General features: G+C 60.8%; 18 protein-coding genes and 4 tRNA genes. 15 read left to right on the top strand and 7 right to left on the bottom strand.

All coding sequences use genetic code 11. The features are described from left to right. Positions 1–85 precede the first annotated feature (85 nt). Positions 86–1,048 carry a sensor domain-containing diguanylate cyclase gene (locus A9G06_RS02990; RefSeq protein WP_069554220.1) on the top strand — a complete coding sequence of 321 codons (963 nt, stop codon included), beginning with the start codon at positions 86–88 and terminating at the stop codon, positions 1,046–1,048. 84 nt (positions 1,049–1,132) lie between these two features. On the opposite strand, the gene A9G06_RS02995 is transcribed toward A9G06_RS02990, so the two are convergent. Next, positions 1,133–3,043, bottom strand: a complete 1,911-nt coding sequence (locus tag A9G06_RS02995) for a methyl-accepting chemotaxis protein (RefSeq protein WP_069554263.1) — start codon at positions 3,041–3,043, stop codon at positions 1,133–1,135. Between the two features lie 234 nt (positions 3,044–3,277). On the opposite strand from A9G06_RS02995, the gene A9G06_RS03000 reads away from it, so the two are divergent. The 6 genes from A9G06_RS03000 to mdtD all read left to right on the top strand — a co-directional run bounded on the left by A9G06_RS03000 (position 3,278) and on the right by mdtD (position 14,420). Continuing rightward, a complete protein-coding gene (locus A9G06_RS03000; protein ID WP_069554221.1) occupies positions 3,278–5,539 on the top strand; it encodes a patatin-like phospholipase family protein in 2,262 nt (753 codons plus the stop codon). A 229-nt stretch (positions 5,540–5,768) separates the two neighbouring features. Further along, a complete protein-coding gene (gene acnB / locus A9G06_RS03005) occupies positions 5,769–8,366 on the top strand; it encodes a bifunctional aconitate hydratase 2/2-methylisocitrate dehydratase (RefSeq protein WP_069554222.1) in 2,598 nt (865 codons plus the stop codon). 280 nt (positions 8,367–8,646) lie between these two features. Further along, the gene (locus A9G06_RS03010; protein ID WP_069554223.1) at positions 8,647–10,233 is read left to right on the top strand and encodes an EAL domain-containing protein; all 1,587 of its coding nucleotides are present in this window, start codon (positions 8,647–8,649) and stop codon (positions 10,231–10,233) included. A 162-nt stretch (positions 10,234–10,395) separates the two neighbouring features. Further along, positions 10,396–11,790, top strand: coding sequence for a D-arabinono-1,4-lactone oxidase (locus A9G06_RS03015; protein ID WP_069554224.1), 1,395 nt, complete (start codon positions 10,396–10,398; stop codon positions 11,788–11,790). Between the two features lie 9 nt (positions 11,791–11,799). Then, entirely contained in the window at positions 11,800–12,927 is a 1,128-nt protein-coding gene (locus A9G06_RS03020) for a GTP-binding protein (RefSeq protein WP_069554225.1), read from the top strand. 68 nt (positions 12,928–12,995) lie between these two features. Beyond that, a complete protein-coding gene (mdtD, locus tag A9G06_RS03025; protein WP_069554226.1) occupies positions 12,996–14,420 on the top strand; it encodes a multidrug transporter subunit MdtD in 1,425 nt (474 codons plus the stop codon). Here the strand turns inward: mdtD and A9G06_RS03030 are convergent. The 3 genes from A9G06_RS03030 to folB form a co-directional block, all read right to left on the bottom strand. Continuing rightward, positions 14,392–14,880: a YbaK/EbsC family protein gene (locus A9G06_RS03030; protein WP_069554227.1), complete on the bottom strand. Its 489-nt coding sequence runs from the start codon at positions 14,878–14,880 to the stop codon at positions 14,392–14,394. The two genes, mdtD and A9G06_RS03030, sit on opposite strands and share 29 nt — an antisense overlap. A 126-nt stretch (positions 14,881–15,006) precedes the next feature. Beyond that, the gene (gene folK / locus A9G06_RS03035; RefSeq protein WP_069554228.1) at positions 15,007–15,516 is read right to left on the bottom strand and encodes a 2-amino-4-hydroxy-6-hydroxymethyldihydropteridine diphosphokinase; all 510 of its coding nucleotides are present in this window, start codon (positions 15,514–15,516) and stop codon (positions 15,007–15,009) included. Then, positions 15,516–15,887 carry a dihydroneopterin aldolase gene (gene folB, locus A9G06_RS03040; protein ID WP_069554229.1) on the bottom strand — a complete coding sequence of 124 codons (372 nt, stop codon included), beginning with the start codon at positions 15,885–15,887 and terminating at the stop codon, positions 15,516–15,518. Before folB ends, folK begins: the two co-directional genes overlap by 1 nt. 157 nt (positions 15,888–16,044) lie before the next feature. Between folB and plsY the strand changes: the two genes are divergently transcribed. The 6 genes from plsY (at position 16,045) to A9G06_RS03070 (ending at position 18,399) form a co-directional block, all read left to right on the top strand. Next, the gene (gene plsY / locus A9G06_RS03045) at positions 16,045–16,707 is read left to right on the top strand and encodes a glycerol-3-phosphate 1-O-acyltransferase PlsY (RefSeq protein ID WP_042053596.1); all 663 of its coding nucleotides are present in this window, start codon (positions 16,045–16,047) and stop codon (positions 16,705–16,707) included. Positions 16,708–16,754: 47 nt separating this feature from the next. After that, positions 16,755–16,830, top strand: a tRNA-Phe gene (locus A9G06_RS03050). Between the two features lie 52 nt (positions 16,831–16,882). Beyond that, positions 16,883–16,958, top strand: a tRNA-Thr gene (locus A9G06_RS03055). A gap of 3 nt (positions 16,959–16,961) precedes the next feature. After that, positions 16,962–17,037, top strand: a tRNA-Phe gene (locus A9G06_RS03060). Between the two features lie 8 nt (positions 17,038–17,045). Continuing rightward, positions 17,046–17,121, top strand: a tRNA-Asn gene (locus A9G06_RS03065). Positions 17,122–17,226: 105 nt separating this feature from the next. Beyond that, positions 17,227–18,399, top strand: coding sequence for a nucleoside recognition domain-containing protein (locus tag A9G06_RS03070; RefSeq protein ID WP_005355060.1), 1,173 nt, complete (start codon positions 17,227–17,229; stop codon positions 18,397–18,399). Between the two features lie 86 nt (positions 18,400–18,485). On the opposite strand, the gene A9G06_RS03075 is transcribed toward A9G06_RS03070, so the two are convergent. Then, positions 18,486–18,818: a hypothetical protein gene (locus A9G06_RS03075; protein ID WP_069554230.1), complete on the bottom strand. Its 333-nt coding sequence runs from the start codon at positions 18,816–18,818 to the stop codon at positions 18,486–18,488. Between the two features lie 133 nt (positions 18,819–18,951). On the opposite strand from A9G06_RS03075, the gene A9G06_RS03080 reads away from it, so the two are divergent. Beyond that, positions 18,952–19,467: a ClbS/DfsB family four-helix bundle protein gene (locus tag A9G06_RS03080; protein ID WP_069554231.1), complete on the top strand. Its 516-nt coding sequence runs from the start codon at positions 18,952–18,954 to the stop codon at positions 19,465–19,467. A gap of 246 nt (positions 19,468–19,713) precedes the next feature. Beyond that, positions 19,714–20,169, top strand: coding sequence for a hypothetical protein (locus A9G06_RS03085; protein WP_069554232.1), 456 nt, complete (start codon positions 19,714–19,716; stop codon positions 20,167–20,169). A gap of 75 nt (positions 20,170–20,244) precedes the next feature. Here A9G06_RS03085 and argH read toward each other — a convergent pair whose 3' ends face one another. Next, positions 20,245–21,630 (bottom strand): argininosuccinate lyase, encoded by a 1,386-nt coding sequence (gene argH, locus A9G06_RS03090; protein ID WP_069554233.1) that lies wholly within the window; start codon positions 21,628–21,630, stop codon positions 20,245–20,247. A 414-nt stretch (positions 21,631–22,044) separates the two neighbouring features. Continuing rightward, positions 22,045–23,280 (bottom strand): argininosuccinate synthase, encoded by a 1,236-nt coding sequence (locus tag A9G06_RS03095; RefSeq protein ID WP_021231255.1) that lies wholly within the window; start codon positions 23,278–23,280, stop codon positions 22,045–22,047. Positions 23,281–23,294: the final 14 nt, after the last annotated feature.

Below are 23,294 nucleotides of genomic sequence, written 5' to 3' on the forward strand. Positions count from 1 at the left end.
GGCTTTTTGTTTTCTCCTTGCTGCCCCGACTTCAGCAAAGCCCAATATGCTAAAGATAGGTTTTGGCACTGACGAGAGAGGCACGATGCTAGAAGCACCTATTCCACCCGATGAGGCATTGCGGCTGGAGACCCTGCGGCGGCTCTCTTTGCTGGATTCCGAGGCCGAGGAGCGGTTTGACCGGCTGACCCGCATGGCCCGACGGGTGTTCAATGTCCCCATCGCGCTGGTGAGTCTGGTGGATGAAGATCGCCAGTGGTTCAAATCCTGTATCGGATTGGAGGTCCGTGAGACCGCCCGGGACATTTCGTTTTGTGGCCACGCCATCATGGGCAATGAGACTTTCATCGTGCCGGATGCTTCGCAGGATCCCCGCTTTGCCGACAATCCGCTGGTGGTGGGCGGGCCCGGCATCCGCTTCTATGCCGGACAGCCACTGCGGATCGCCAACGGCTGCAAACTGGGGACGCTCTGCATCATCGATACGGTGCCACGGGAATTGAGCGACGAGGATGTGGGGTTGCTCAAGGATCTGGCGGCGATGGTGGTGCGGGAGCTCGAAGCGGTGCAGTTGGCCACCATTGATGAGTTGACCTTGATCTCCAATCGGCGCGGGTTCGTGATGCTGGCGGAGAAGAGCCTCTCGCTGGCCAGTCGCTTGCAGATGCCACTGGCACTGCTCTATCTGGATCTCAATGGCTTCAAGGGGATCAACGATCGGTGGGGGCATGCAGAAGGGGATCGGGCCCTGATCGCCTTTGCCACTCTGCTCAAGCAGGCTTTTCGTGGCGCAGACGTGTTTGCCCGAATGGGCGGCGATGAGTTCGCCGTCCTGTTGCCCAATGTAGTGGAGGCGCAGGCACAACTGGCTTATGAGCGTTTCAATACCATGTTGGCCGAGCACAATCAGCACAGTGGTTGCGGTTATGCGCTGACCTGCAGCACCGGGATTGTCTGCTACGACGGGCGCGGTTGTGTGTCTCTGGCCGAGCTGCTCACCCGCGCAGATGAGCTGATGTATCAGCGCAAACGGGATGGCAAGGGCTGACTGCTATGCCGGATTAGCCGCCACCAAAACAACAGAGAGCGCCACGGCGCTCTCTGTTGTTGAGGACTCAGGTCAAGGTCGGGGTCAGAGCCGGAAGTTGCCAACCAGCTTGTCCAGCTGACCGGAGAGCTGCTGCAGGCTGCGGCTCGATTCGGTCAGCTGGTGGGCGATGTCGGCGGTCTCCATGGTGAGCTGGTTGATATCCTCCACGTTGCGGTTGATCTCGCCGACCACGCTGGACTGCTCCTCGGTGGCGGTGGCGACCTGGATATTCATGTCGTTGATCTGGGTGATGTGTGCGGTGATCTGGCCGAGGGCGGCGTTGGCCTCATCGGCCTGACTCACCACCTCCAGACTCTGGTTACGCCCTTGTGCCATGGCGCTGACCGCGCGGGCACTCTGCTCCTGCAAGCGGTTGATCATCCCCTGGATCTCGGCAGTCGAGGCGGCGGAGCGATTGGCCAGATTGCGCACTTCATCTGCCACCACGGCGAAACCGCGACCCTGTTCACCGGCGCGAGCGGCCTCGATGGCGGCGTTCAATGCCAGCAGGTTGGTCTGCTCCGAGATGCTGCGGATGGTTTCGAGGATACTGCCGATGGAGTCGGTCTGGCTGGCCAGCGACTCGATAACCCCTGCCACCTGCTCAATCTCGCCGGAGAGGTCGACGATGCCGTGGCGCGCCTGCGCCACCACTACCGCACCCGCATCGGCCTGATCGTTGGCCTGTCTGGCGACTTCGGCTGCCAGCGAGGCGTTACCGGCGATCTCGCTCACCGTGGCCCCCATTTCGTGGATGGCGGTGGCCACCTGCACGGTGCGGTCACGCTGGGCAGTACAGTTATGCTGGGTCAGCTGCGCCTTGTTGGCCACCTCGTTGGCGGTGGCCGCGAGCTGGCGGGAGTTCTCCGCCACCTGCTCGATGGAGCCGTGGATCTTGGCGACGAAGTTGTTGAAGCCGGTGGCGACCTGACTCAGCTCGTCACGCCCTTCCACCTTGAGGCGTTGGGTGAGATCCCCATCGCCGCTGCCCAGCTCCTTGAACAGGCGGGCCAGCTCGTTGAGCGGGCGGCTGACCGAGCCTGCCAGCAACATCCCCATCAGCCCCATGGCCAGCGCAATCACCAGCGAGATCATCAGGATCTCGTTGCGGGTCTGATCCAGTTCGGCATAGATCTCGGCTTCTGGCACCTGGGCCACCAGATACCAGTCGAGCAGCGGGATATAGCTGCTGGCCAGTACCATGGGCTCGCCATTGACTTCGGCGTTGATGACGGCAAAGGGACGTTTGGCCAGCAGGCTGCCGGTATCTCCGCTGGCAATGTTGCTAAGAGTGTCACGCTCGATGCGGTTGGCCTCGGGGTGCAGCTTCACCTTGCCGCTGCCATCGACCATAAAGACGATGCCGCTCTCTTCCAGCCGGAAGTTGGAGACCATGGTCACCATGGTGTCGAGGGATTTGGCAAAGCCGGCCAGCCCGCGCCCGTTGAGCTGCTGGAAGTTGACGAACAGCTTCACCTCGCCATTGCTCTCGCGGAAGATGCTGAGGGTCATCTCTTTCTGGCTCTTGGTGTAGTCATAGAACCAGGCGTCTTGCGTGGGTGTCAGGTTGCGCAGAAAGCCATCCTGGTTGTAGTAGGCTGCACTCTGGCGATCGGCGAAGGAGGCGGTCACCAGACCATACTGGTTGGCCACATCCTTGAGCTGGTTGATAAGGATCGGCTCCTGCTCTTTGGGCATGCCCCGATCCACCCAGTCGAGGATGAAGCGGTCGGTGGCCAATTGACGGGCGGCCTGGGCGATGCCGTGGAGATCCTGCTCAATCTCCTTGCTGATCCGCTGGGTCAGGTTGGGCAGCTCCTGCTCGAACATCCGGTTTTCGATCAGTTGCTGGGCCGAACGTTGGCTGAAGTAGCCTACCAGCAGGCAGGAGACGACCACGGCCAGGGTGACCGTGGCCAGTATTTTCTGTTTAAGCGTGAGGGTTGCCAGCATAAAGGTGCTCAAAAGGTTGAGATTGACGACGCTCATATTAGCGGCAGCGCGGCGCTACCCATGAGGCTTGCAGCCCTTTATTTGCGGATTACGTTTGCGCTCACAGGGGCGGCGGCGTGCCCCTTCGCCATGCAGCACAGGTGGGAGGCGGATTGACGGTTGCGCTAACTGCCCGGCCCCTTATAGTAGAGGCCATCCTTGGTGACTGACCCTCTGAATAATATGGAAAATATGATGCGCAGCTTAGGTGCGGGATGGACCCGTCTGCTTTTGGTGATGCTGGCGGCGATGCCTCTGCTGGCTGTGGCGGCACAGGGGGATCGTCCGAAAATTGCGGTGGTGCTCAGCGGCGGCGGCGCCAAGGGGTCGGCCCATATCGGCATCCTCAAGGTGCTGGAGCAGAAACGGATCCCGGTCGACATCATAGTCGGCACCAGCATGGGCTCTTATGTGGCGGGGATGTACGCCATGGGGCTCAGTGCCGAGGAGGTGGAGCGCACCACTCTGGCCATCGACTGGAACAAGGGGTATCAGGACAAGGTTGGCCGCGACGAGCTGTCGCTGCGCAAGAAGCAGCAGAACGAGCAGTATCAGCTGCGCACCGATATCGGGGTGAATGGCGACACCACCCAATTGCCGGACGGTTTCTTCCAGGGCCAATCCATGGCCAGCCTGTTGCGGGGGGCCACCTCCAACCTGCCGGTGCAGGCGAGCTTCGACGATCTGCCGATCCCCTACCGCGCCATGGCGACCGACATGGAGACGGTCACCCCCTTTGTGCTCGATCACGGCAGCCTCGCCAAGGCGATGCAGGCCTCCATGTCCATTCCCGGTGCCCTCAAGCCGGTGGAGTGGGAGGGGCACATCCTGGCGGACGGCGGCAGCGTCAACAACATGCCGGTGGATGTCGCCAAGGCGATGGGGGCCGACGTGGTGATTGCGGTGGATATTGGTGCCAAGCTGCGTACCCGTGAATCCCTCAAGTCAGGGTTGGCGATGATCGACCAGCTCACCACCTACATGACCCAAGTGGGCACCGACAAGCAGAAGGCGCTGATGGGACCGAAGGATATTCTGATCGCCCCCGAGTTTGGCGATATGGGGATCGCCGACTTTGCCCGGATGCCGGAGGGGATCAAGATCGGTGAGACGGCGGCTGACAAGTTGTCGCTGCAACTCGATAAGCTGTCGCTCACCAAGGCGCAGTACAACGCCTATCGCAACCAGAAGCTGAGCCGCCGTGCCGAGCGTAGCGGTCAGCCCGCCTACTTCATCGACAAGGTGGAAATCATCAACAAGTCTCGTCTCTCCGACGAGACGGTGCGCGCCATGCTCAAAGTGCGGCCTGACAAGATCCAGACCAACGAGAGTCTGGAAGCGGGCATTCGCCGCCTCTATGCCCTTGAGTCGTTTGACCGCATCACCTACGAGGTGGAGGAGCGTGACGGGGAGAACGTGCTGCTGGTGGATGCCAGCGAGAAGAACTGGGGGCCGGGCTACCTCAACTTCCAGTTCGGTTTCACCGATGACTTCGAGAACACCTCCAACTACAACGTTGGCATGTCCTATACCCTCACCAACGTCAATGACTGGGGGGCGGAGTGGCTGACCGAGGCGTCGCTGGGCACGGCCAAACATATCAAGACCGACTTCTATACCCCGCTCGAACCCTCCCAGACCTTCTATGGTGAGGCGAGTCTGGCCTATGACCAGACCCTGCGCCGTCTGTTTTTCCCCAATCCGGATCCCGAGGCGGTTTCGATAAGCTATCTCGACTCCGATTATTCCTTCTTCAGCGGTGATCTGGCGGTGGGCTGGAACCGCCAGCCCTGGAGCCGGTTGTCGATGGGGCTGGAGGGACAACTGGGTACGATTGATGTGAAGAACTTCAAGGGGCTGGAGATGGATGCCACGGCGTGGGGCCCCTATGTCCGCTTTGAACACGACAATCTGGATAGCCGCTATTTCCCCTATCAGGGGATGAAATGGGACATGAAACTGGGCCACTCCCACGTCAGTGTGGATGGACTCGAGTCAGCAGATGGCCGCAGTGAAGGCTGGAATTATCAGCTCTCGATGATCAAGCCCTGGTCATGGGACAGGCACAGCCTCAACTTGATCCTCGAAGGGGGTGGCTCGGGCAGTGAAGAGGTGGTGCCGCTGCATATTCAGGATCTGGGCGGACTGTTCCGCCTCTCCGGTTTCCAGCGCTACCAGCTGAGCGGTCGCTACAGCCTGTTTGGTGGCCTGCGCTACATCTATCGGGTGGCAGACAATGACTTCGGTGCCCTCAAGATGCCGCTCTATCTGGGCGGATCTCTGGAGCAGGGCGGGGTCTGGAACAAGGGGGAGGATATCAGTCTGGAGAGCTCGTTTACCGCCGGGTCGGTTTATGTCGGGGTGGAGAGCTTCCTCGGCCCTGTGTTCCTCGGCTACGGTATGGCGGAGGGGGGCAATGACGTCTTCTATCTGCAATTGGGCAGCACGTTCGAATAATGCCGAAATGATGCCAATTTGTTAACTCTGGTTGAGAGCGTTCAATTAATTTTCAAAAAATACCAGTCTGTTTAATTGGTTACGATTTTGTGGTGAATAAGTAAACAGGGTTTGGATTTTAATTAGTCGTTAAAACTTATATAGTGGGGAGCACCCTACGGGGTGTCCCGCAAGGACGATCGCCGCGAGCGTGGGCGAACCCCAAAAAAAGACCAAAGAGGAATTAGTCGTGCTTGAAACATACCGTAAACACGTCGCAGAACGTGCCGCCGAGGGCGTGGTTGCCAAACCTCTGGATGCAGAGCAGGTCGCCGCCCTGGTTGAGCTGCTCAAGAACCCGCCCGCTGGCGAAGAAGACTTTCTGAAAGAGCTGTTGTCCTCCCGTATTCCCCCCGGTGTTGATGAAGCGGCCTATGTCAAAGCCGGTTTCCTCACCGCCGTCGCTAAGGGCGAAGCCCACTCTCCCATCCTGACTGCCGCCGAAGCTGTCGAGCTGCTGGGCACCATGCAGGGTGGTTACAACATTCAGCCGCTGATCGACCTGCTGGATCACGCCACTCTGGCGCCGCTTGCCGCCAAGGGGCTCTCCCATACCCTGCTGATGTTTGACTCCTTCCACGACGTGGAAGAGAAGGCCAAGGCGGGCAATGTCCACGCCAAACAGGTGATGCAGTCCTGGGCTGATGCCGAATGGTTCCTCTCCCGCCCGGAGCTGGCCGAGAAGATCACCGTCACCGTGTTCAAGGTGACCGGCGAAACCAACACCGACGACCTCTCTCCGGCACCGGACGCCTGGTCCCGCCCGGACATTCCGCTGCACGCCCTGGCGATGCTGAAAAACGCCCGTCCCGGCATTACTCCGGACAAGGATGGCGCCGTCGGCCCCATCAAGACCATCGATGCCCTGAAAGAGAAAGGCTTCCCGCTTGCCTATGTGGGGGACGTGGTCGGTACCGGTTCTTCCCGTAAATCCGCCACCAACTCGGTGCTCTGGTTTATGGGCGACGACATTCCGTTCGTGCCGAACAAGCGCGCTGGCGGTGTCTGTCTGGGTGGCAAGATTGCCCCGATCTTCTTCAACACCATGGAAGATGCCGGCGCACTGCCCATCGAAGTGGACGTCTCCAAGCTGGAAATGGGCGATGTGATCGACATCTACCCCTATGCCGGCAAGATCTGCAAACACGGCACCGAACAGGTGCTGGCGCAGTTTGAACTGAAAACCGACGTGCTGATCGACGAAGTGCGCGCCGGTGGCCGTATCCCGCTGATCATCGGTCGTGGCCTGACTGACAAGGCCCGCGAAGCGCTGGGTCTGCCGTTCTCCACCGTATTCCGTCGCCCGCAGCCGGTGGCCGATACTGGTAAAGGCTTCACCCTGGCCCAGAAGATGGTGGGCAAGGCGTGCGGCGTGAAGGGCATTCGCCCGGGTACTTACTGCGAGCCCAAGATGACCACGGTCGGCTCCCAGGATACCACGGGCCCGATGACCCGCGACGAGCTCAAAGATCTGGCCTGCCTCGGCTTCTCCGCCGATCTGACCATGCAGTCCTTCTGCCACACCGCGGCCTATCCCAAGCCCATCGACGTACAGACCCACCACACCCTGCCGGACTTCATCATGAACCGCGGCGGTGTGAGCTTGCGTCCGGGTGACGGCGTCATCCACTCCTGGCTGAACCGCATGCTGCTGCCGGATACCGTGGGTACCGGTGGTGACTCCCACACCCGTTTCCCCATCGGCATCTCCTTCCCGGCGGGCTCCGGTCTGGTGGCTTTCGCCGCCGCTACCGGCGTGATGCCACTGGACATGCCGGAGTCCGTGCTGGTGCGCTTCAAGGGCGAGCTGCAACCGGGTATCACTTTGCGTGATCTGGTCCATGCCATCCCCTATGCCGCCATCCAGAAAGGGCTGCTGACCGTCGAGAAAGCGGGCAAGAAGAACATCTTCTCCGGCCGCATCCTCGAGATCGAAGGTTTGCCGACCCTGAAAGTAGAGCAGGCGTTCGAGCTGGCAGATGCCAGCGCCGAGCGTTCCGCTGCCGGTTGCACCATCAAGCTGGATAAAGAGCCGATCATCGAGTATCTGAAGTCCAACATCGTGATGCTGAAATGGATGCTCTCCGAAGGCTACGGCGACGTACGCACCATCACCCGTCGCATCAAGGGGATGGAAGAGTGGCTGGCCAACCCGGTGCTGATGGAAGCGGACAAGGATGCCGAGTACGCCGAAATCATCGAGATCGATCTGGCCACCATCAAGGAGCCGATCCTGTGCGCGCCGAACGATCCGGACGATGCCCGTCTGCTTAGCGACGTGGCTGGCGACAAGATCGACGAGGTGTTCATCGGTTCGTGTATGACCAACATCGGTCACTTCCGTGCCGCCGGCAAACTGCTCGAGAAGTATCAAGGCGAGCTGCCGACCCGCATGTGGATCGCGCCGCCCACCAAGATGGACAAGGATCAGCTGACCGAAGAGGGCTACTACGGCATCTTTGGTCGCGTCGGTGCCCGCATCGAGATCCCGGGCTGCTCCCTCTGCATGGGCAACCAGGCCCGGGTAGCGGAAGGAGCCTCCGTGGTCTCCACTTCCACCCGTAACTTCCCGAACCGTCTGGGTAAAGGTGCCAACGTCTATCTGGCCTCTGCGGAGCTGGCCGCTGTTGCCGCCATCCTCGGCAAGATCCCGACCGTGGCGGAGTACCTGCAATACGCCAAGGCGCTCGATGCCACTGCGGCAGATACTTACCGCTACCTCAACTTCAACGAGATCGCCTCCTACACCAAGAAGGCCGATGCGGTGATCCTGCAGCAAGCCGTTTAACTGAGTTCTTGCGCGATTTGCGCGATAAGAAGCCAATAATGCCGCGTATTTACGCGGCATTATTTATTTGTGTGTTATTCACCGTCTTTTTTGAAGACTGTTTGCACGATCCTTGCTAGAGAGATCCAACCACCTGTTTGGTGGTTCGTTTTATAAACGCTTTGGGTTATGTTGTTCGGTTATGTGCGGTAATGATGAGGCATCGTTATCGAGGGAAAGTGGATATCTGTTCACTGGGTGCTTGCGTTGGCAGGCCTGACGAATTGCGGCGTGGTTCTTTATGTTTCTGTTCAGGATCGATCTCTCCCGAACCGGGTTACGCTTCGGCGGTGCCTTGCTGGTCTTTACCCTGCCGCTGCTGGTGGGAGCTTGGCTCATCCACAGCAATTATGTGCAGGAGCTGAAAGCGGAATCCAGCGCTTCGGCCCACAAGGCCAGAACCCTGATGGAGTCGATGCTGGATCATGCGGAGCAGGCCAACCGCTCCGTGCTGCCTCTGGTGAATGCTCCCTGTCGCGACAATCTGCTGGTGCTGCGCAAGAAGGTCGCCATCGAGCCCTTCCTGCGTTCGGTCAATCTGGTGCGAAACGGCATCATCAATTGCACCTCGCTGTTTGGCGAGGCCAATGATGCCGATGACGGTTCCATCTACACCGGCCGCAAGCTGCTGCTGATGAGTGGCAACCGGGTGCGGCAAAATCACCCGCTGCTGGTGGTGCGCACCGAACAGGGCAAGGATGCCGCCTTGAGTGCCATCGACAGTACCCAGCTCAGCTTCATGCTCACCATGAGCGGAAAATCCAGTGCGCTCTATCTGCAGGTGGGGTCGGCCTGGCTTGATGAGGCTGGCCGCTATCTGAGCGAGGCACCCACCCTCCATCGCGGGATCAGCCAGGCCCTCACCTCGTCCCATTATCCTTTCACCATCCATGCCGGTTATGTCATGCCGGTCTACTGGAAGTCGCTGTGGGCCGCGCGGCATGTGGCGCTGTCGTGGCTGGCGGTTTCCTCTCTTTTGCTGGCTTGGCTGGTGTGGTGGGTGCTGGGGCGTCCCGGCTCGCCAACAGATGAATTGCGACGCGCCCTGCGGGCCAGGGAGTTTGTTCCCTATCTGCAGCCGCTGATTGCCAGCCACGATGGCAAGATGATGGGCGCCGAGGTGCTGATGCGCTGGGAGCATGTCAATGAAGGGGTGATCCGGCCCGATCTCTTTATCCCGCAAGCGGAGGAGTCGGGACTGATCGTCCCCATGACCACCCATATCATGAAGCAGGTGGCGACACGGTTGAACCGCTCTCAGGAGCAGTTGCCCGATGGGTTTCATATCAGCTTCAACATCAGTGCCGCTCATTGCCACGATTTTGCCCTGCTGGCCGAGTGCCGCGCCTTCCTCGGTCACTTCCTCCCCGGCAAGGTGGTACTGGTGCTGGAGCTGACCGAGCGGGAGCTGTTGATGTCAGATCCCCAGACCCTCTCCCTGTTCCGCCAGCTGGACGAGATGGGGGTCAAACTCGCCATCGACGACTTTGGTACCGGCCACTCCAGCCTGGTTTACCTGCAGCAGTTTCATGTGGATTACCTCAAGATCGACAAATCCTTTATCGCCCGCATCGGTACCGAGTCGCTCTCGGAACATATCGTGGACAATGTGATCGATCTGGCGACCCGGCTCGGTCTGGCGCTGGTGGCGGAAGGGGTGGAGAGCGAGCGTCAGGCTGACTACCTCAGGGCCAAAGGGGTCGACTATCTGCAGGGTTACCTGTTTGCCCGCCCCATGCCGCTGCGCCAGTTCTGTGAGGGGCTGCTGCCGGAAGAGGCGCAGACCCGCCAGCCAGATGGGGTGCGAGGCATCCCGAACGCCACCTGATCTATCGGTGACAGACGGGCGGCCACGCATCCGTCTGGTAGGGTAGGGAGGTGCTCTCTCCCTATCCCCCCTCGAGTGCAGGGGCTTGTTTTCCATGCCTTGTGGCTCACTTTTCGGTAGAATCGGCGCTCATTTTGACGTCAGTAAAAGATGAGGCGCGGTATGACGGTTCAGTTCCAGGCATTTCACAGCATCAAGGCGATCGGTAATCGGGAGGTGCTGTTCAACTGGTCGAGAACCAATCCCCTCGGGGCGCTGGATCAGGTGTGGCGCCCGAAAAGCCGCGACGAGCTGCAAGCGCTGCTGCGGGAACACCCCGAGCGCAAGCTGCGCCTTATCGGCTCCGGCCTCTCCTTCGAACCCATCCACAGCGTCTATGCCGAGGGTAGCCAGGCGCTGCTGGTGGACTTGCACCACCTGCGCGGCCAGCTGGCGAAAACTGCCGATACCGTGACCTATCAGGCGGGGACGCCACTCGATACCGTTTATGCCGAGCTGATCGCCATGGAGCGGATGCTGCCCGCATCCCCGGGCGTTATCGGCATCCAGACCCTGGGCGGCGCCCTCAGCACCGGCACCCACGGTCAGGGGCTGCACCAGTCTGCCCTCTGCGATGCGGTGGAGGTGATGACGGTGATGCAGGCCAATGGCGACATCATCCGGGTCGATCGCACCGATCCGCGCTTCGGCGCCTTCGTGATGGGGATGGGGATGCTCGGCATCCTGCTCGACGTCACCCTGCGCACCGTGCCCAACCGCATCATGCGCTGCACCAAGTTCACCACCGATTACCCCTTCCTCCTGGAGCACAACGAGCGGCTCAACCGTGAGCACGGCTTTGTGAAGAGCTGGTGGTTTGCCTGGACCGGTGAGAGCCACATCTGGCTGGTGGATCCCGCTTCCGAGGAGGAGGTTGCCCGCTACCGCGCAGGCGGCAGCGAGCCGCTGCTGCTGGATGGCGATATCGACGCCCGCATGAATGCCACCATTGATGCCACTTTGCAGAAGATGGCGAAAGACACCAAGGATGAGGCGCTGGCGGGGGAGCACTTCGAGACGGTGCGCCGCTTCAAGGATGCCTCCGATCTGGTGGGCAACGTCTATCAGATCCTCTGCAAGGGGATCCCGGCGCCCCAGATCAACTGCGAGGTGGCGGTGCCGCTTCATCGCATGAACGAGGCACTGGAGACCCTGCAGGCCTGGCAGGAGGCCAACCCGGGCGTGCTGCACTACCCCTTTATCCTGCGTTGCACCGGCCCTTCCGAGGCCTGGCTCAGTGCCGCCTACGGCCAGCCGGTCTGCTGGATCGGTTTTCTGGTCTATCTGGCGGCGGACGGCACCTTCGTCAACGGCTCCATGGAGCAGATGCGCGAGCTGCAACAACTGCTGGCGCCGCTTGGCGGCATTCCCCACTTCGGCAAGCATCTGGCGATGGATCTCTACGACTTCCCGGCCCTGTTGCCACGCTGGAACGACTTCGTGGCGTTGAAAGCCGAGCTAGACCCCCACGGCCGCTTTGAAAACCGCTGGCTCAGCGACCTGTTTGCCAACCGGTAAGGATCTGACATGACCGATATGCAAGATACCCGTATCCCTGTGACCCTGCTGACCGGCTTTCTCGGTAGCGGCAAGACAACGCTGCTCAACCACTGGGTCAAGCAGCCGGAGCTCGGCGAGTGCGCGGTGCTGATCAACGAGTTCGGCTCGGTGGGGCTGGATCACCATCTGGTGCAACAGGTGGATGAGCAGGTGATGCTGCTCGACTCCGGCTGCATCTGCTGCTCGGTGCAGGGCTCTCTGGTGGAGGCGTTGCAGGGGCTCTTTATGAAGGCCATCCAGCGCAAGATCAAACCGTTCAAGCGGCTGATTATCGAGACCACCGGTCTGGCAGATCCGGCCCCCGTGCTATTTACCCTGCGCGAAGAGGGCTTTATCGCCCAGCGCTACCGCTTCGATGGCACCGTCACCGTGGTGGATGTCGGCCATATCGAGCAGCAGTTGGCGGCTCAATATGAAGCGGTGAAACAGGTGGCGCTGGCGGATCTGCTGGTAGTGAGCAAGGGGGATCTGGTTGACGGCGAGCAGCTGGCGCGGGTCGAAGCACAGCTGGCGGCCCTCAATCCTGCGGCCCCCATCCAGCAGGTGACCAATGGCGAACTGTCGCCAGCGGTGCTGGAGAAGCTGGGCGCCTACAACGAAGCGGCCGGGCGCGATGTGCGCCAGCTGCTGGCCTGGCTGCGCACCGAATCCCCCAAGCAGGGGCTGGCGTCACCGATGCAGCCGAAGATGCAACCGTTCGCCGCCAAGGTGGGCACAGCTGCGCCCACCCACTTCGATCACGGCAACATCGAGAGTTTCTCCCTGCGTATCGGAGAGCCGCTCAAGCCCTCTCGCTTGCTGGCCGCCATCGATGCGGTGCAGGCGCAGTATGGCGATGCCCTGCTGCGCCTCAAGGGGATTTTGCAGCTGGAGGGGGAGAGCCAGCCGGTGGTGATCCACGGCGTCCACGGCCAGCTCTATCCGCTGCAGGCGCTGGGCGACTGGCCGGAGGGCAAGGCCCAGTCCCGACTGGTGTTTATCGTGAAAAGTCAGGACAAGGCCGGGATAGAGCGGCTGTTCCTTGATACGCTCAAAGCCCCCGAGCCCAGCCTCGAAGAGCGGCTCAAGGCCATGCTTGGCCAGCCGGATGCATGATGTCTGACATGACCCGCCCGTAACAACGAGAGCGGGTCTTTTTATTCCTGAAGTGGAGGTGGTCTGTTATGGCGGAAGTTTCACTCGGGGTGACCCCGGCCCAGCGCAAGTGGCTGCCCCTGCTGGCGGCGGTCGGTTTCTTTATGCAGGCGCTGGATGGCACCATTCTCAACACCGCCCTGCCCAGCATGGCCGAGACCTTGGGGGAGAGCCCGCTGCAGATGCAGTCGGTGATCATCGCCTACATGCTGACGGTGGCGTTGCTGATCCCGGCCTCTGGCTGGCTGGCAGACAGATTCGGTACCCGCCGCATCTATCTGGCCGCCATCTCGCTCTTTACACTCGGCTCGCTCGCCTGTGCCGCCTCCAATTCGCTCTCCATGCTGGTGGCCGCCCGTGTGCTTCAGGGGATTGGCGGTGCGCTGCTGATGCCGGTGGGACGGTTGGCGGTGCTGCGGGTCTATGACAAGCACGAGCTGCTGCGGGTGATGTCGTTTGTCACCATCCCGGGGCTGCTCGGCCCGCTGATGGGGCCGGCGCTCGGTGGCTGGCTGGTGGAAGTGGCGAGCTGGCACTGGGTATTTCTCATCAACCTGCCGGTGGGGTTGCTCGGCTTTATGGCGAGCTGGCACTTTATGCCGGAGCTGCGGCAGCAGACCGCCCGGTTCGACTGGCAGGGTTTTGTGATGTTCAGCGTTGGCATGGTGCTGGTGTCGGTCGGCTTGCAGGGGCTGGGGGAGCACAGCATCTCCACCGGTTGGGCGCTGTTTGCACTGATCTTCGGCTTGGCGGCGATGGCGAGCTACTGGCTCTATGCCGCCAATGCACCGCAGCCGCTCTTTAGCCTGAACCTGTTCAAGACCACCACCTTTGCCATCGGCATCTGGGGCAACCTGTTTGCCCGCCTCGGCAGCGGCGCCATGCCCTTCCTCACTCCGCTGTTTCTGCAGCTGGGGCTCGGTTTCTCCCCGAGCAAGGCGGGGATGACCATGATCCCCACCGTGATTGGCGCCATGCTGACCAAGACGCTGGTGAACAAGCTGATTCCGAAGGTGGGCTATCGCCGCATTCTGATCGGCAACACCCTGTTGCTGGGGGCGATGATCGCCAGCTTCTATTTCATCGACAACCAGCTCCCTTACGGAGTCTTGCTGGGGTGGCTGGCGATCTTCGGCGCCATCAACTCGCTGCAGTTCTCCGCCATGAACACGCTCACGCTGCAAGATCTCAGCCCGACCCTGGCCAGCAGTGGCAACGGTCTGCTCTCGGTGGTGATGCAGCTCTCCATGAGTTTGGGGGTGGCGATTGCCGCCAGCCTGCTCGGGCTCTTCTCGGCGGGCACCTCAGCGGGCACCTTAGTGGCCGAGGGGCAGTGGCTGGCCGGGTTCCACCTTACCTACCTCTGTGTCGGGTTGCTCTCCATGCTGGCGGCGCTCATCTTCGCCCAGCTGGCGCGCGATGGGGCTACGCCGTTGGCGCGGGCAGATAGCTGACCTCGCAGGGGAGCTGCGCCAGCACTTCGGCCAGATGCTCGGTCGCCAGCAGAAAGGTCTGCTCCGGGTGGCCCGGAGTCCAGGTGAAGGCGGGGTGGTTGAGCAGTTGCGGATCCACCAGTAGCGGAATATCGGCGCGGGGCAGGAAGGGGCAGACCGCCCCCGGCAGGCAGCCAATCTCCGCCTGCATCTCTTCGGCGGTGCAGATGGAGGGTTTAGCGCCGAGCGCGGCCTTGACCGCCTTGTTGTCGAGCCGTCCGTCCCTGTGGGTCAGCAGCAGGGCGAAGCGGCCATCCTTGAACTTGAGAAACAGGGTCTTGCTGAACTCAGCCTGCCAGCCGAGGCGGGCCTTGACCTTTTCGTCGGTGGCGTAGTCGAGAATAGGTTCATGCTCATAGCGCTGGTGGGGCAGTTCGGCCAGCAGCTGGCAGTTAAAGTGGTGAATGGTATCGAGTGGCATGGGGTTCTCCTGTAGTGGGCGTTATCCTGCCAGCCTCGCAGGGTCAGGCCCAATGACACTTTCTTATCCGTGATAAGCAACCCTGTCTGTGGAAACAACAAGGGCGCCGTGAGGCGCCCTTGCGGATCAGTGATGCTGCAATTCGCACGCTTCCCAGTGAAAGGGAATGGGGCACAGCTGCTGGGAGACCTTGTCATAGGCTTGCCACAGCTCGCCCATGGTGCGGCCATCGACGGGGTGGCGCAGTTTGGGTGCCAGTTCGGCCAGCGGCCAGAGCACGAAGGCGTTGGTGAGCACTTCACCGCGCGGCAGCACCAGCGGGGTGTCACAGACCAGATCGCCATAGAGCAGCAGATCGAGATCCAGGGTGCGCGGGGCGAACTTCTTGGCATCCGGCTCGCGGCCGTGGGCGAACTCCAAGGCCCGCAGTCGCTGGCAGACGGTGGTCAGCGGCAGATCGGTCTCGGCAGCCGCCACCAGGTTGTAGAAGGGGCGGCCGTTGAAGCCGACCGCTTCGCTCTCGAATACCCGGGAGACCCGCAGCTCGCCAAATTCGGTGTGCAGGGCATCGAGTCCGGCACGGATATGGCGATCCCGCTCGATGTTGGAGCCGAGGCTGATATAGATGGTGGTCATCAGTTGCTGCTCGCGGCCGGCGTGCGATGGCGCAGGATCTCGACGCCGACCCCGGCGGCATTGGGCACGGCGCCCGGCTTGGTGAGGGTCACCTTGACCCACTGCACCCGCTCGTCGGCGAGCACCAGCATGGCGACCTGCTCGGCCATGGTCTCGACCAGCTCGACCACCTTGCCGCTGACATGCTCGCAAATCTTGTTGGAGAGGTCGGCATAATCCAGTGCCAGATTGATGTCGTCGGTTGCTGCCGCGGGGCGGTTGTCGAACCCCATCTCGAGGTCAAAATGGAGCTTTTGGCGAATGCCCTTCTCCCACTCATATACACCGATGGTGGTCAAAACTTCGAGTCCGCGAATAAACACCTTGTCCATGACTGTACTTCTTCTTTACTCTTGATGGGCTGTGATGACAGCGCAGGGATGCTGGCTGGGCAACAGGCTTGCCGAGGCGCTCTGGGTGGGCATGGGCCCATGCCAGCGTATGTGGCCCGCATCATACCCCATTCATATCGTGGTAAAAACGACCAAGATGACGGCCCTGACGATTTTGATGATTATTCTGGCCTACCTGGGTGGTTCACTATCCAGTGCTGTGCTGGTCTCCCGCTGCACCGGTCTGCCCGACCCGCGGGATCATGGCTCCCACAATCCGGGGGCAACCAATGTGCTGCGCCTCGGTGGCCGGATGGCGGCGCTGGTGGTGCTGCTGCTTGATGTGCTTAAGGGCACTGTGCCTGTCTATCTCGCCTGGTATCTGCAGATCAAACCCGTCTACCTCGGCTTTATCGGGGTCGCCGCCTGCCTCGGCCATATGTATCCCATCTTCTTTCATTTTCGTGGTGGCAAAGGGGTGGCGACGGCGCTGGGGACCATGATGCCCATCGGTTTCACCATGGGGGGCGCCGTGATTGGCACCTGGCTGCTGGTGCTGCTGGTGAGCGGCTACTCCTCGCTGGCCTCCATCATTACCGTGCTGCTGACGCCGCTCTTTACCTACCTGCTCAAACCCGAATACACCCTCCCTGTATCGCTGCTCTCCTGCCTTATCCTGATCCGCCATCACGAGAACATCTCCCGCCTGCTCAAGGGGGAGGAACCCAGAGTCTGGGGGCGAAAAGGCGCGGCCTGTGCCGAAGAAGTGGCAGAAATGGACGATGTTGCGCAAAAAAGAGACGAACGAGACAAAAAGTGAAATTTCCCGTTGACCATCCGCCTTAAAATCCGTTTAATAGCGCCCACGCCCAGATAGCTCAGTCGGTAGAGCAGGGGATTGAAAATCCCCGTGTCGGCGGTTCGATTCCGTCTCTGGGCACCAATTTTGGTGCCATGAAATAAAAAATTTGTTCATGCACAATGGTTTAAAGTGTGCCGGCTTAGCTCAGTAGGTAGAGCAACTGACTTGTAATCAGTAGGTCACCAGTTCGATTCCGGTAGCCGGCACCATTTGCCCAGATAGCTCAGTCGGTAGAGCAGGGGATTGAAAATCCCCGTGTCGGCGGTTCGATTCCGTCTCTGGGCACCAATTACAATTCCTCCTTAGTTCAGTCGGTAGAACGGCGGACTGTTAATCCGTATGTCACTGGTTCAAGTCCAGTAGGAGGAGCCAATTCAAAAAGCCCTTGTCGCAAGACAAGGGCTTTTTTCTATTTGGCGCAGCCATTTTTTAACCATAAAAACAACCACACACGCACAGATGAACCGCAGGATAGATATGGAAAATCATGTAGTTATAGAGTCAAAGGGGCGACTTGCCGCCATTAGGAACTGGATGGAACCCGTGCTGGTACTGCTTATTCTAGGCAGCCTGTTCGGTTACCTCGGCAGCCAGATGGGCCTCTCTGCCATGGTCAACACCCTGTTCAATACCGCCCACCAGCTGCTGCTCAATACCGTGCTCTTTATCATGGGGATCACGGTGCTCTCCGGTGCCCTGAGTCAGCTCTTGAGCGAGTTCGGGGTGATCCGCCTGCTGGAGGTACTGCTGGCCCCCCTGATGAAGCCGGTGTTTCGTCTGCCCGGTCGCACCGCGCTGGCGGCGCTGATGACCTTCTTCTCCGACAACCCGGCGGTGATCAGCCTCGCCAAGGACAGCCGCTTTCGCAAGGGCTTCACTCCGTGGCAGCTGGTGTCGCTCACCAACTTCGGTACCGCCTTTGGCATGGGGCTGATCGTGGTCACCTTTATGGCCACCCTGCAACTGCCGAGCGGCGAATCCACCGCCAGCGCAGCACTGATCGGGCTGCTTGGCGCGCTGGTGGGCTCGGTGGTCTCTACCCGACTGATGCAGCGGATGATCCGCCCCTTGGTGGGGGAAGTGCTGAACGATGACGCTGTATCGTCCGACGGCCGCAAGGTAGGGGTGACCAAAGAGGCGGCTCCCGGCTGGCTGCGGATCCTCAACTCTCTGCTCGATGGCGGCAAATCCGGTGTGGAGCTGGGGATGGCGGTGATCCCCGGGGTGCTGATCATCAGCACCTTCGTCATGCTGCTCACCTTCGGCCCCGGCGACAAGGGCTATACCGGCGAAGCGTTTCAGGGGGTAGCCCTGCTGCCAGTGCTGGCCGCCAAGGTGAGCTGGCTGTTTGACCTGCTGTTTGGCTTCCAGCAGCCGGAGCTGGTCGCTTTCCCGGCTACCTCCCTCGGTGCGGTCGGTGCCGCCATGTCACTGGTGCCCCCCTTTATCGCCAAGGGGTGGATCACCGGTAACGAGGTCGCGGTGTTTACCGCCATGGGGATGTGCTGGAGTGGCTTTCTGAGCACCCACACCGCCATGCTCGATGCCCTCGGCTATCGCCACCTCACCTCCCGCGCCATCGTTGCCCACACCATCGGCGGCCTGTGCGCCGGTGTAGCCGCTCACCAGCTCTATCTACTGCTGGGCTGAGTCGGGTTCCGACGCGGAAACAAAAAGAGGCTCTTCGGAGCCTCTTTGCGTTTCCCCCTGCCGCGCCCTGCTCACGGGCGCACCAATCACCTTTGCGGCGTGATGCCCTGCACCTTCAACCAGAATCGCTCCTGGCAGTGGTTGTGAAACAGCTTGCTGGCTGGAGTGATGGGGATGGGGCTGGCGATGACTCGATAGCTGATCCAGCACTCGGCACAAAGCTGCTGCGATGGCGCTTCGTCCTGTTCGGTTTGCCGGCGGATGACGACTCCATTGGTAAACCAGCTGGTGGTTATCTGGTGCTGGATCACAGTGCCGCTCTCATCATGCTCGCTATAGTGTTCACTCTCTTGGCGGGAGAGAGTGACGGGGCTCTCCTGTCGATGAATGGCCCTGATATAGCTGATTAGTTGATTCATTGCCGATCTTGCCGTGATGGTTGGCCTGCACTGGATGAGCTGCACAGGATGGAAGAGGGCTAGCGTAACGTGCTGCCGGGGTTGCGGCAATCGCCTCGGCTGCACCGCAAGCAAATCTGAAAAGGGGAGAGCAATGGGGATCCCGCAAAACAAGGCCGAGCTGCTACTCGCGATCGATACCAATTTCAGCAAGTTGTTCAAGGCGTTGCAGGCCGTCCCCGAGAGCCGGGTGCGGGAGCCGAACCTAGTAGGGCACAGCAAGGGAACCACGATGAGCGTTGTCAATCTGCTGGCCTACCTTATCGGCTGGAACGAACTGCTGATCAAGTGGATCGAGCGGGATGCGGCAGGTCTGCCAGTGGATTTTCCTGAAACCGGTTTTAAGTGGAACGAGTTGGGCGGGCTGGCCCAAAAGTTCTATCGGGATTACGAGGGGCTCAGCTATCCGGCGTTGTTACAGCGATTGGTGGCCGCCAGAGGGCACATCATTGAACTGGTGGAGGCGCGCAGCGACTTGCAGCTGTATGGCTGCCTCTGGTATGAGAAGTGGACGCTCGGGCGGATGATCCAGTTCAATAGCGCCTCCCCCTATCTCAACGCCAACGGGCGGCTGCGCAAGTGGCTTAAAGAGTTGGCGATCAGGGTGTGAAAGGAAGGGGGCGCGGCTCGGGTGGGCGGCAAAACGCTTTGCCACCATATTGCCACTACCGCCCGTGGCGGCAGCTACTGGCCGCTTGACTCCCCTTTGCGCTCGACTATCTCCTGCGTGCTGCTTGAACAAATAGATCTGCCATTCAAGGGATTAGCCGGTGCTGTGCGTTTTATCATCGTGCTGGCCCCGCTTATGCAGACCTCTTGGCAACACCATCAAGGGTCGTTGTCGCGGAGAGTTATCATGATCAGCAGCCTGCTTCCCCTTGCCTTGCTCGCCCTCAAGCTGGGCAACCAGCTGCTTGGCAACAGTAGCAAACCCCAGCCCGTGCAGCCTGCCGTACAGGAGGAGCACCTAGCCCCGACAGTCCAGAGCCTGTTCCAGCGGCTCGGTATCAAGGATGCCGATAGCGAACAGAACCGCTCGGCCATCAACCACTTTATGGGGGAGCTGATGCAGACTCTGGGACAGGAAAATAGCGGTCAGTCACTCCCGGCCGCCATCGATACCGCCCGCAACCAGTTGGCCAATGGCACCCAGAGCACCCGCCTCGATGCGCTGCAAAGTGAACTCGATACCCTCAAGGATTCCCTCGGTGCCAGCCATCTCAATCTCGATCAGCTGCTTGGCGCCTTTAAACAGACCCTGCCCAATGGTAAGGGCGAGGGGGTTGGCAAATTGCTCAATGCCAGTGCCTGAACGGCGGTGAGCAATAAAAAACGGCAACCTCGAGTTGCCGTTTTGCTTTCAACTTTGGATGACAAGCCGGTTGGCTTAACCCACCCGTTTGGCCAGCCATGTTTCGGCGGCAGTCAGGGCTGCCTCAACCTGTTCGCGGGCGACGCCGCCTTTGGCAACCCGCTTGGCCAGGGTCGCTTCCAGTTCCAGATTGGGGTAGACGTCGAACTCGATCACCGGGCTGAAGCGCTGGAATTCGCCGATGGAGAGCTCCTCCAGCGGTTTGCCCACGCTGATGGCGAATACCACGGTTTCGCCGACGATATGGTGCGCTTCACGGAAAGGAATGCCCTTTGCTACCAGATAGTCTGCCAGCTCGGTGGCGTTGGCATAGCCGCCCTGTGCCGCCGTCATGGTGCGCTCGCCGTTGACCTTCAGATCGATTAGCACCAGCGCCGCCATATCGAGGCAGTCGTGCCAGGTGTCGAGGGCATCGAACAGCCCCTCCTTGTCTTCCTGCATGTCCTTGTTGTAGGCCAGTGGCAGCGCCTTGAGGCTCATCAGCATGCCCATCTGGGCGCCGACCACCCGGCCAGTCTTGCCGCGGATCAGCTCCAGCGCATCGGGGTTCTTCTTCTGCGGCATCAGCGACGAGCCGGAAGTGACCGCATCGGACAGCTCCACAAAACCGGCTTCACCTGTGTTGTAGAAGATGAGGTCTTCGGCAAACCGCGACAGGTGGGTCATGGAGAGGGACGCGACGTGCATCAGCTCCACCACGTGATCCCGATCGGATACCGAATCCAGGCTGTTTCGGGTGGCGCCGCTAAAGCCCATGTCCAGCGCCAGCGCTTCGCGGTCGATGGCGTAGGCAGTACCCGCCAGCGCGCCGCAGCCGAGCGGGCTGGTGTCGAGGCGCTTGAGGGCATCCTGCAGGCGGGAGTAGTCCCGCTCCAGCATCTCCACATAGGCCAGCGCCCAGTGGGCGTAGGTGACCGGCTGGGCCCGCTGCAGGTGGGTGTAACCGGGCAGCACGGCGGCCTGATTGGCGCGGGCAGAGGCGACCAGCCCCTGTTGCAGGGCGGTGATGGAGCCGAGCAGCAGCTCGCCCTGCGCCTTGCACCAGAGTTTCAGGTCGGTGGCGACCTGATCGTTGCGCGAGCGGCCGGTGTGCAGCTTCTTGCCAAGATCGCCGACGGCGGCAATCAGCTGGCTCTCGACCCAGGAGTGGATATCCTCGGCATCCGAGCTCAGGATCTGCTGGGGATCCTGCTGTACCGAGGCGAGCAGCACCTCCATCGCCTGCTGCAACTTGCCCTGTTCATCGGCAGTCAAGACCCCCACCTTCACCAGCGCTTTGGCCCAGGCCATGGAGCCCTGAATATCCTGCTCCGCCAAGCGGTAATCGAACCGCAGCGAATCGTTGAACTGCTTGAACCGGCTATCGGCTCCCTGACTGAAGCGTCCACCCCAAAGTGCCATACTGCTCTCCTTGAATGCGTTGTCGGTAGGCGTTTACGCCTGCCGTACTCGCGCGGCCTCTTGGCCTGCGCGCAGAAATCTTGCCCTGTATTTTCCTGAATAACAGTGCGGTGGTGATGAGTGCTGTTGCCGTTGAACACGTCAAATCCAGCAACTGCGAATCGGTTCCCTCTCCCTCTGGGAGAGGGCTAGGGTGAGGGTAATTCCCCCCTCATCCCCGCCCCTTCTCCCGCAAGGGGAGAAGGGAGAAAATACGTCAGCATCATATTCACACAGCCCCTGTTATCTCACAGAAGCGGCCGAGGCGCTGCCCCTCTTGTCACACCGCCGATGATGGGTCAGGGGGCTATGCTCTCTGCCTGTAGAAGAGGGGGCCATGCCCCCTCAATGGAATCAACGGGTTATCGCGCTTGCTTAACCGTGGGTGTGGTCGCCACCGATGGCTTGATGCTGTTCCTTCATGGCGCGGATCCGGCTGGCCAGGGTGTAGAGACGGATAAAGCCTTCGGCATGGCTCTGGTCATACACTTCATCGGCGCCGAAAGTGGCGAAGTCTTCGGAGTAGAGGCTGTTCGGTGACTTCTTCTGCACCGCAGTGACCTGACCCTTGTACATCTTCAGCACCACTTCACCGTCGAGATCTTCGGCGATGGCGTTGGCAGAGGCGAGGATCGCTTTGCACAGCGGGGTGAACCAGCGGCCGTCATAAACCAGATGGGAGAACTCGGCACCCAGCTTCTCCCGCCAGGCGCGGGTCGGGCGATCCAAGACCAGCTCTTCCACGGCGCGCAGCGCGGCGACCATCACGGTACCGCCCGGGGTCTCGTAGCAGCCGCGGGACTTCATCCCCACCATCCGGTTTTCGGTGATGTCGATGCGGCCCACGCCGTGCTTGCCGGCACGCTCGTTCAGGGTCATCAGGATCTGGTGCGGGCTCAGCGGCTGGTCGTCAACGGCCACCACTTCACCCTGCGCCACGGTCAGCTTGACGTACTCCGGCTGATCCGGAGCCTGCTCGGCCGATACGGTCCACTGCCAGACCGCTTCGGAGGGCTCGTTCCAGGTGCTCTCCAGCTCGCCACCCTCGGTGGAGATGTGCCAGGCGTTGGCGTCGCGGCTGTAGATCTTCTTCAGGGTCGCCTTGCAGGGGATGTTGCGGGTCTCCAGATAGGAGAGCAGATCTTCCCGGGAGCGCATGTCCCAGATCCGCCACGGGGCGATCACTTTCAGCTGGGGCGCCAGCGCGGCGACCGCGCCTTCGAAACGCACCTGATCGTTACCCTTGCCGGTGCAACCGTGGGAGATGGCATCGGCCCCTTCCGCCAGCGCCGCTTCCACCATCGCCTTGGCGATCACCGGACGGGCCATGGAGGTGCCCAGCAGATAGGTTCCCTCATAGACGGCGCCGGTCTTCAGGGTCGGGTAGACGTACTCTTTGACGAATTCTTCGCGCAGATCCTTGATGATGCACTTGGTGGCGCCGGAGGCGATGGCCTTCTGCTCGATCCCTTCCAGATCGTCACGCTCCTGACCGACGTCGGCAACGAAGGCGATGATTTCGGCGTCATAGTGCTCTTTCAGCCAGGGAATGATGGCCGAGGTATCCAGTCCACCCGAGTAAGCCAGTACGATCTTGTTGATTCCGCTCATTTTACTTCTCTCCA

Source organism: Aeromonas sp. DNP9 (assembly GCF_001728955.1).
GTDB lineage: Bacteria > Pseudomonadota > Gammaproteobacteria > Enterobacterales > Aeromonadaceae > Aeromonas > Aeromonas veronii.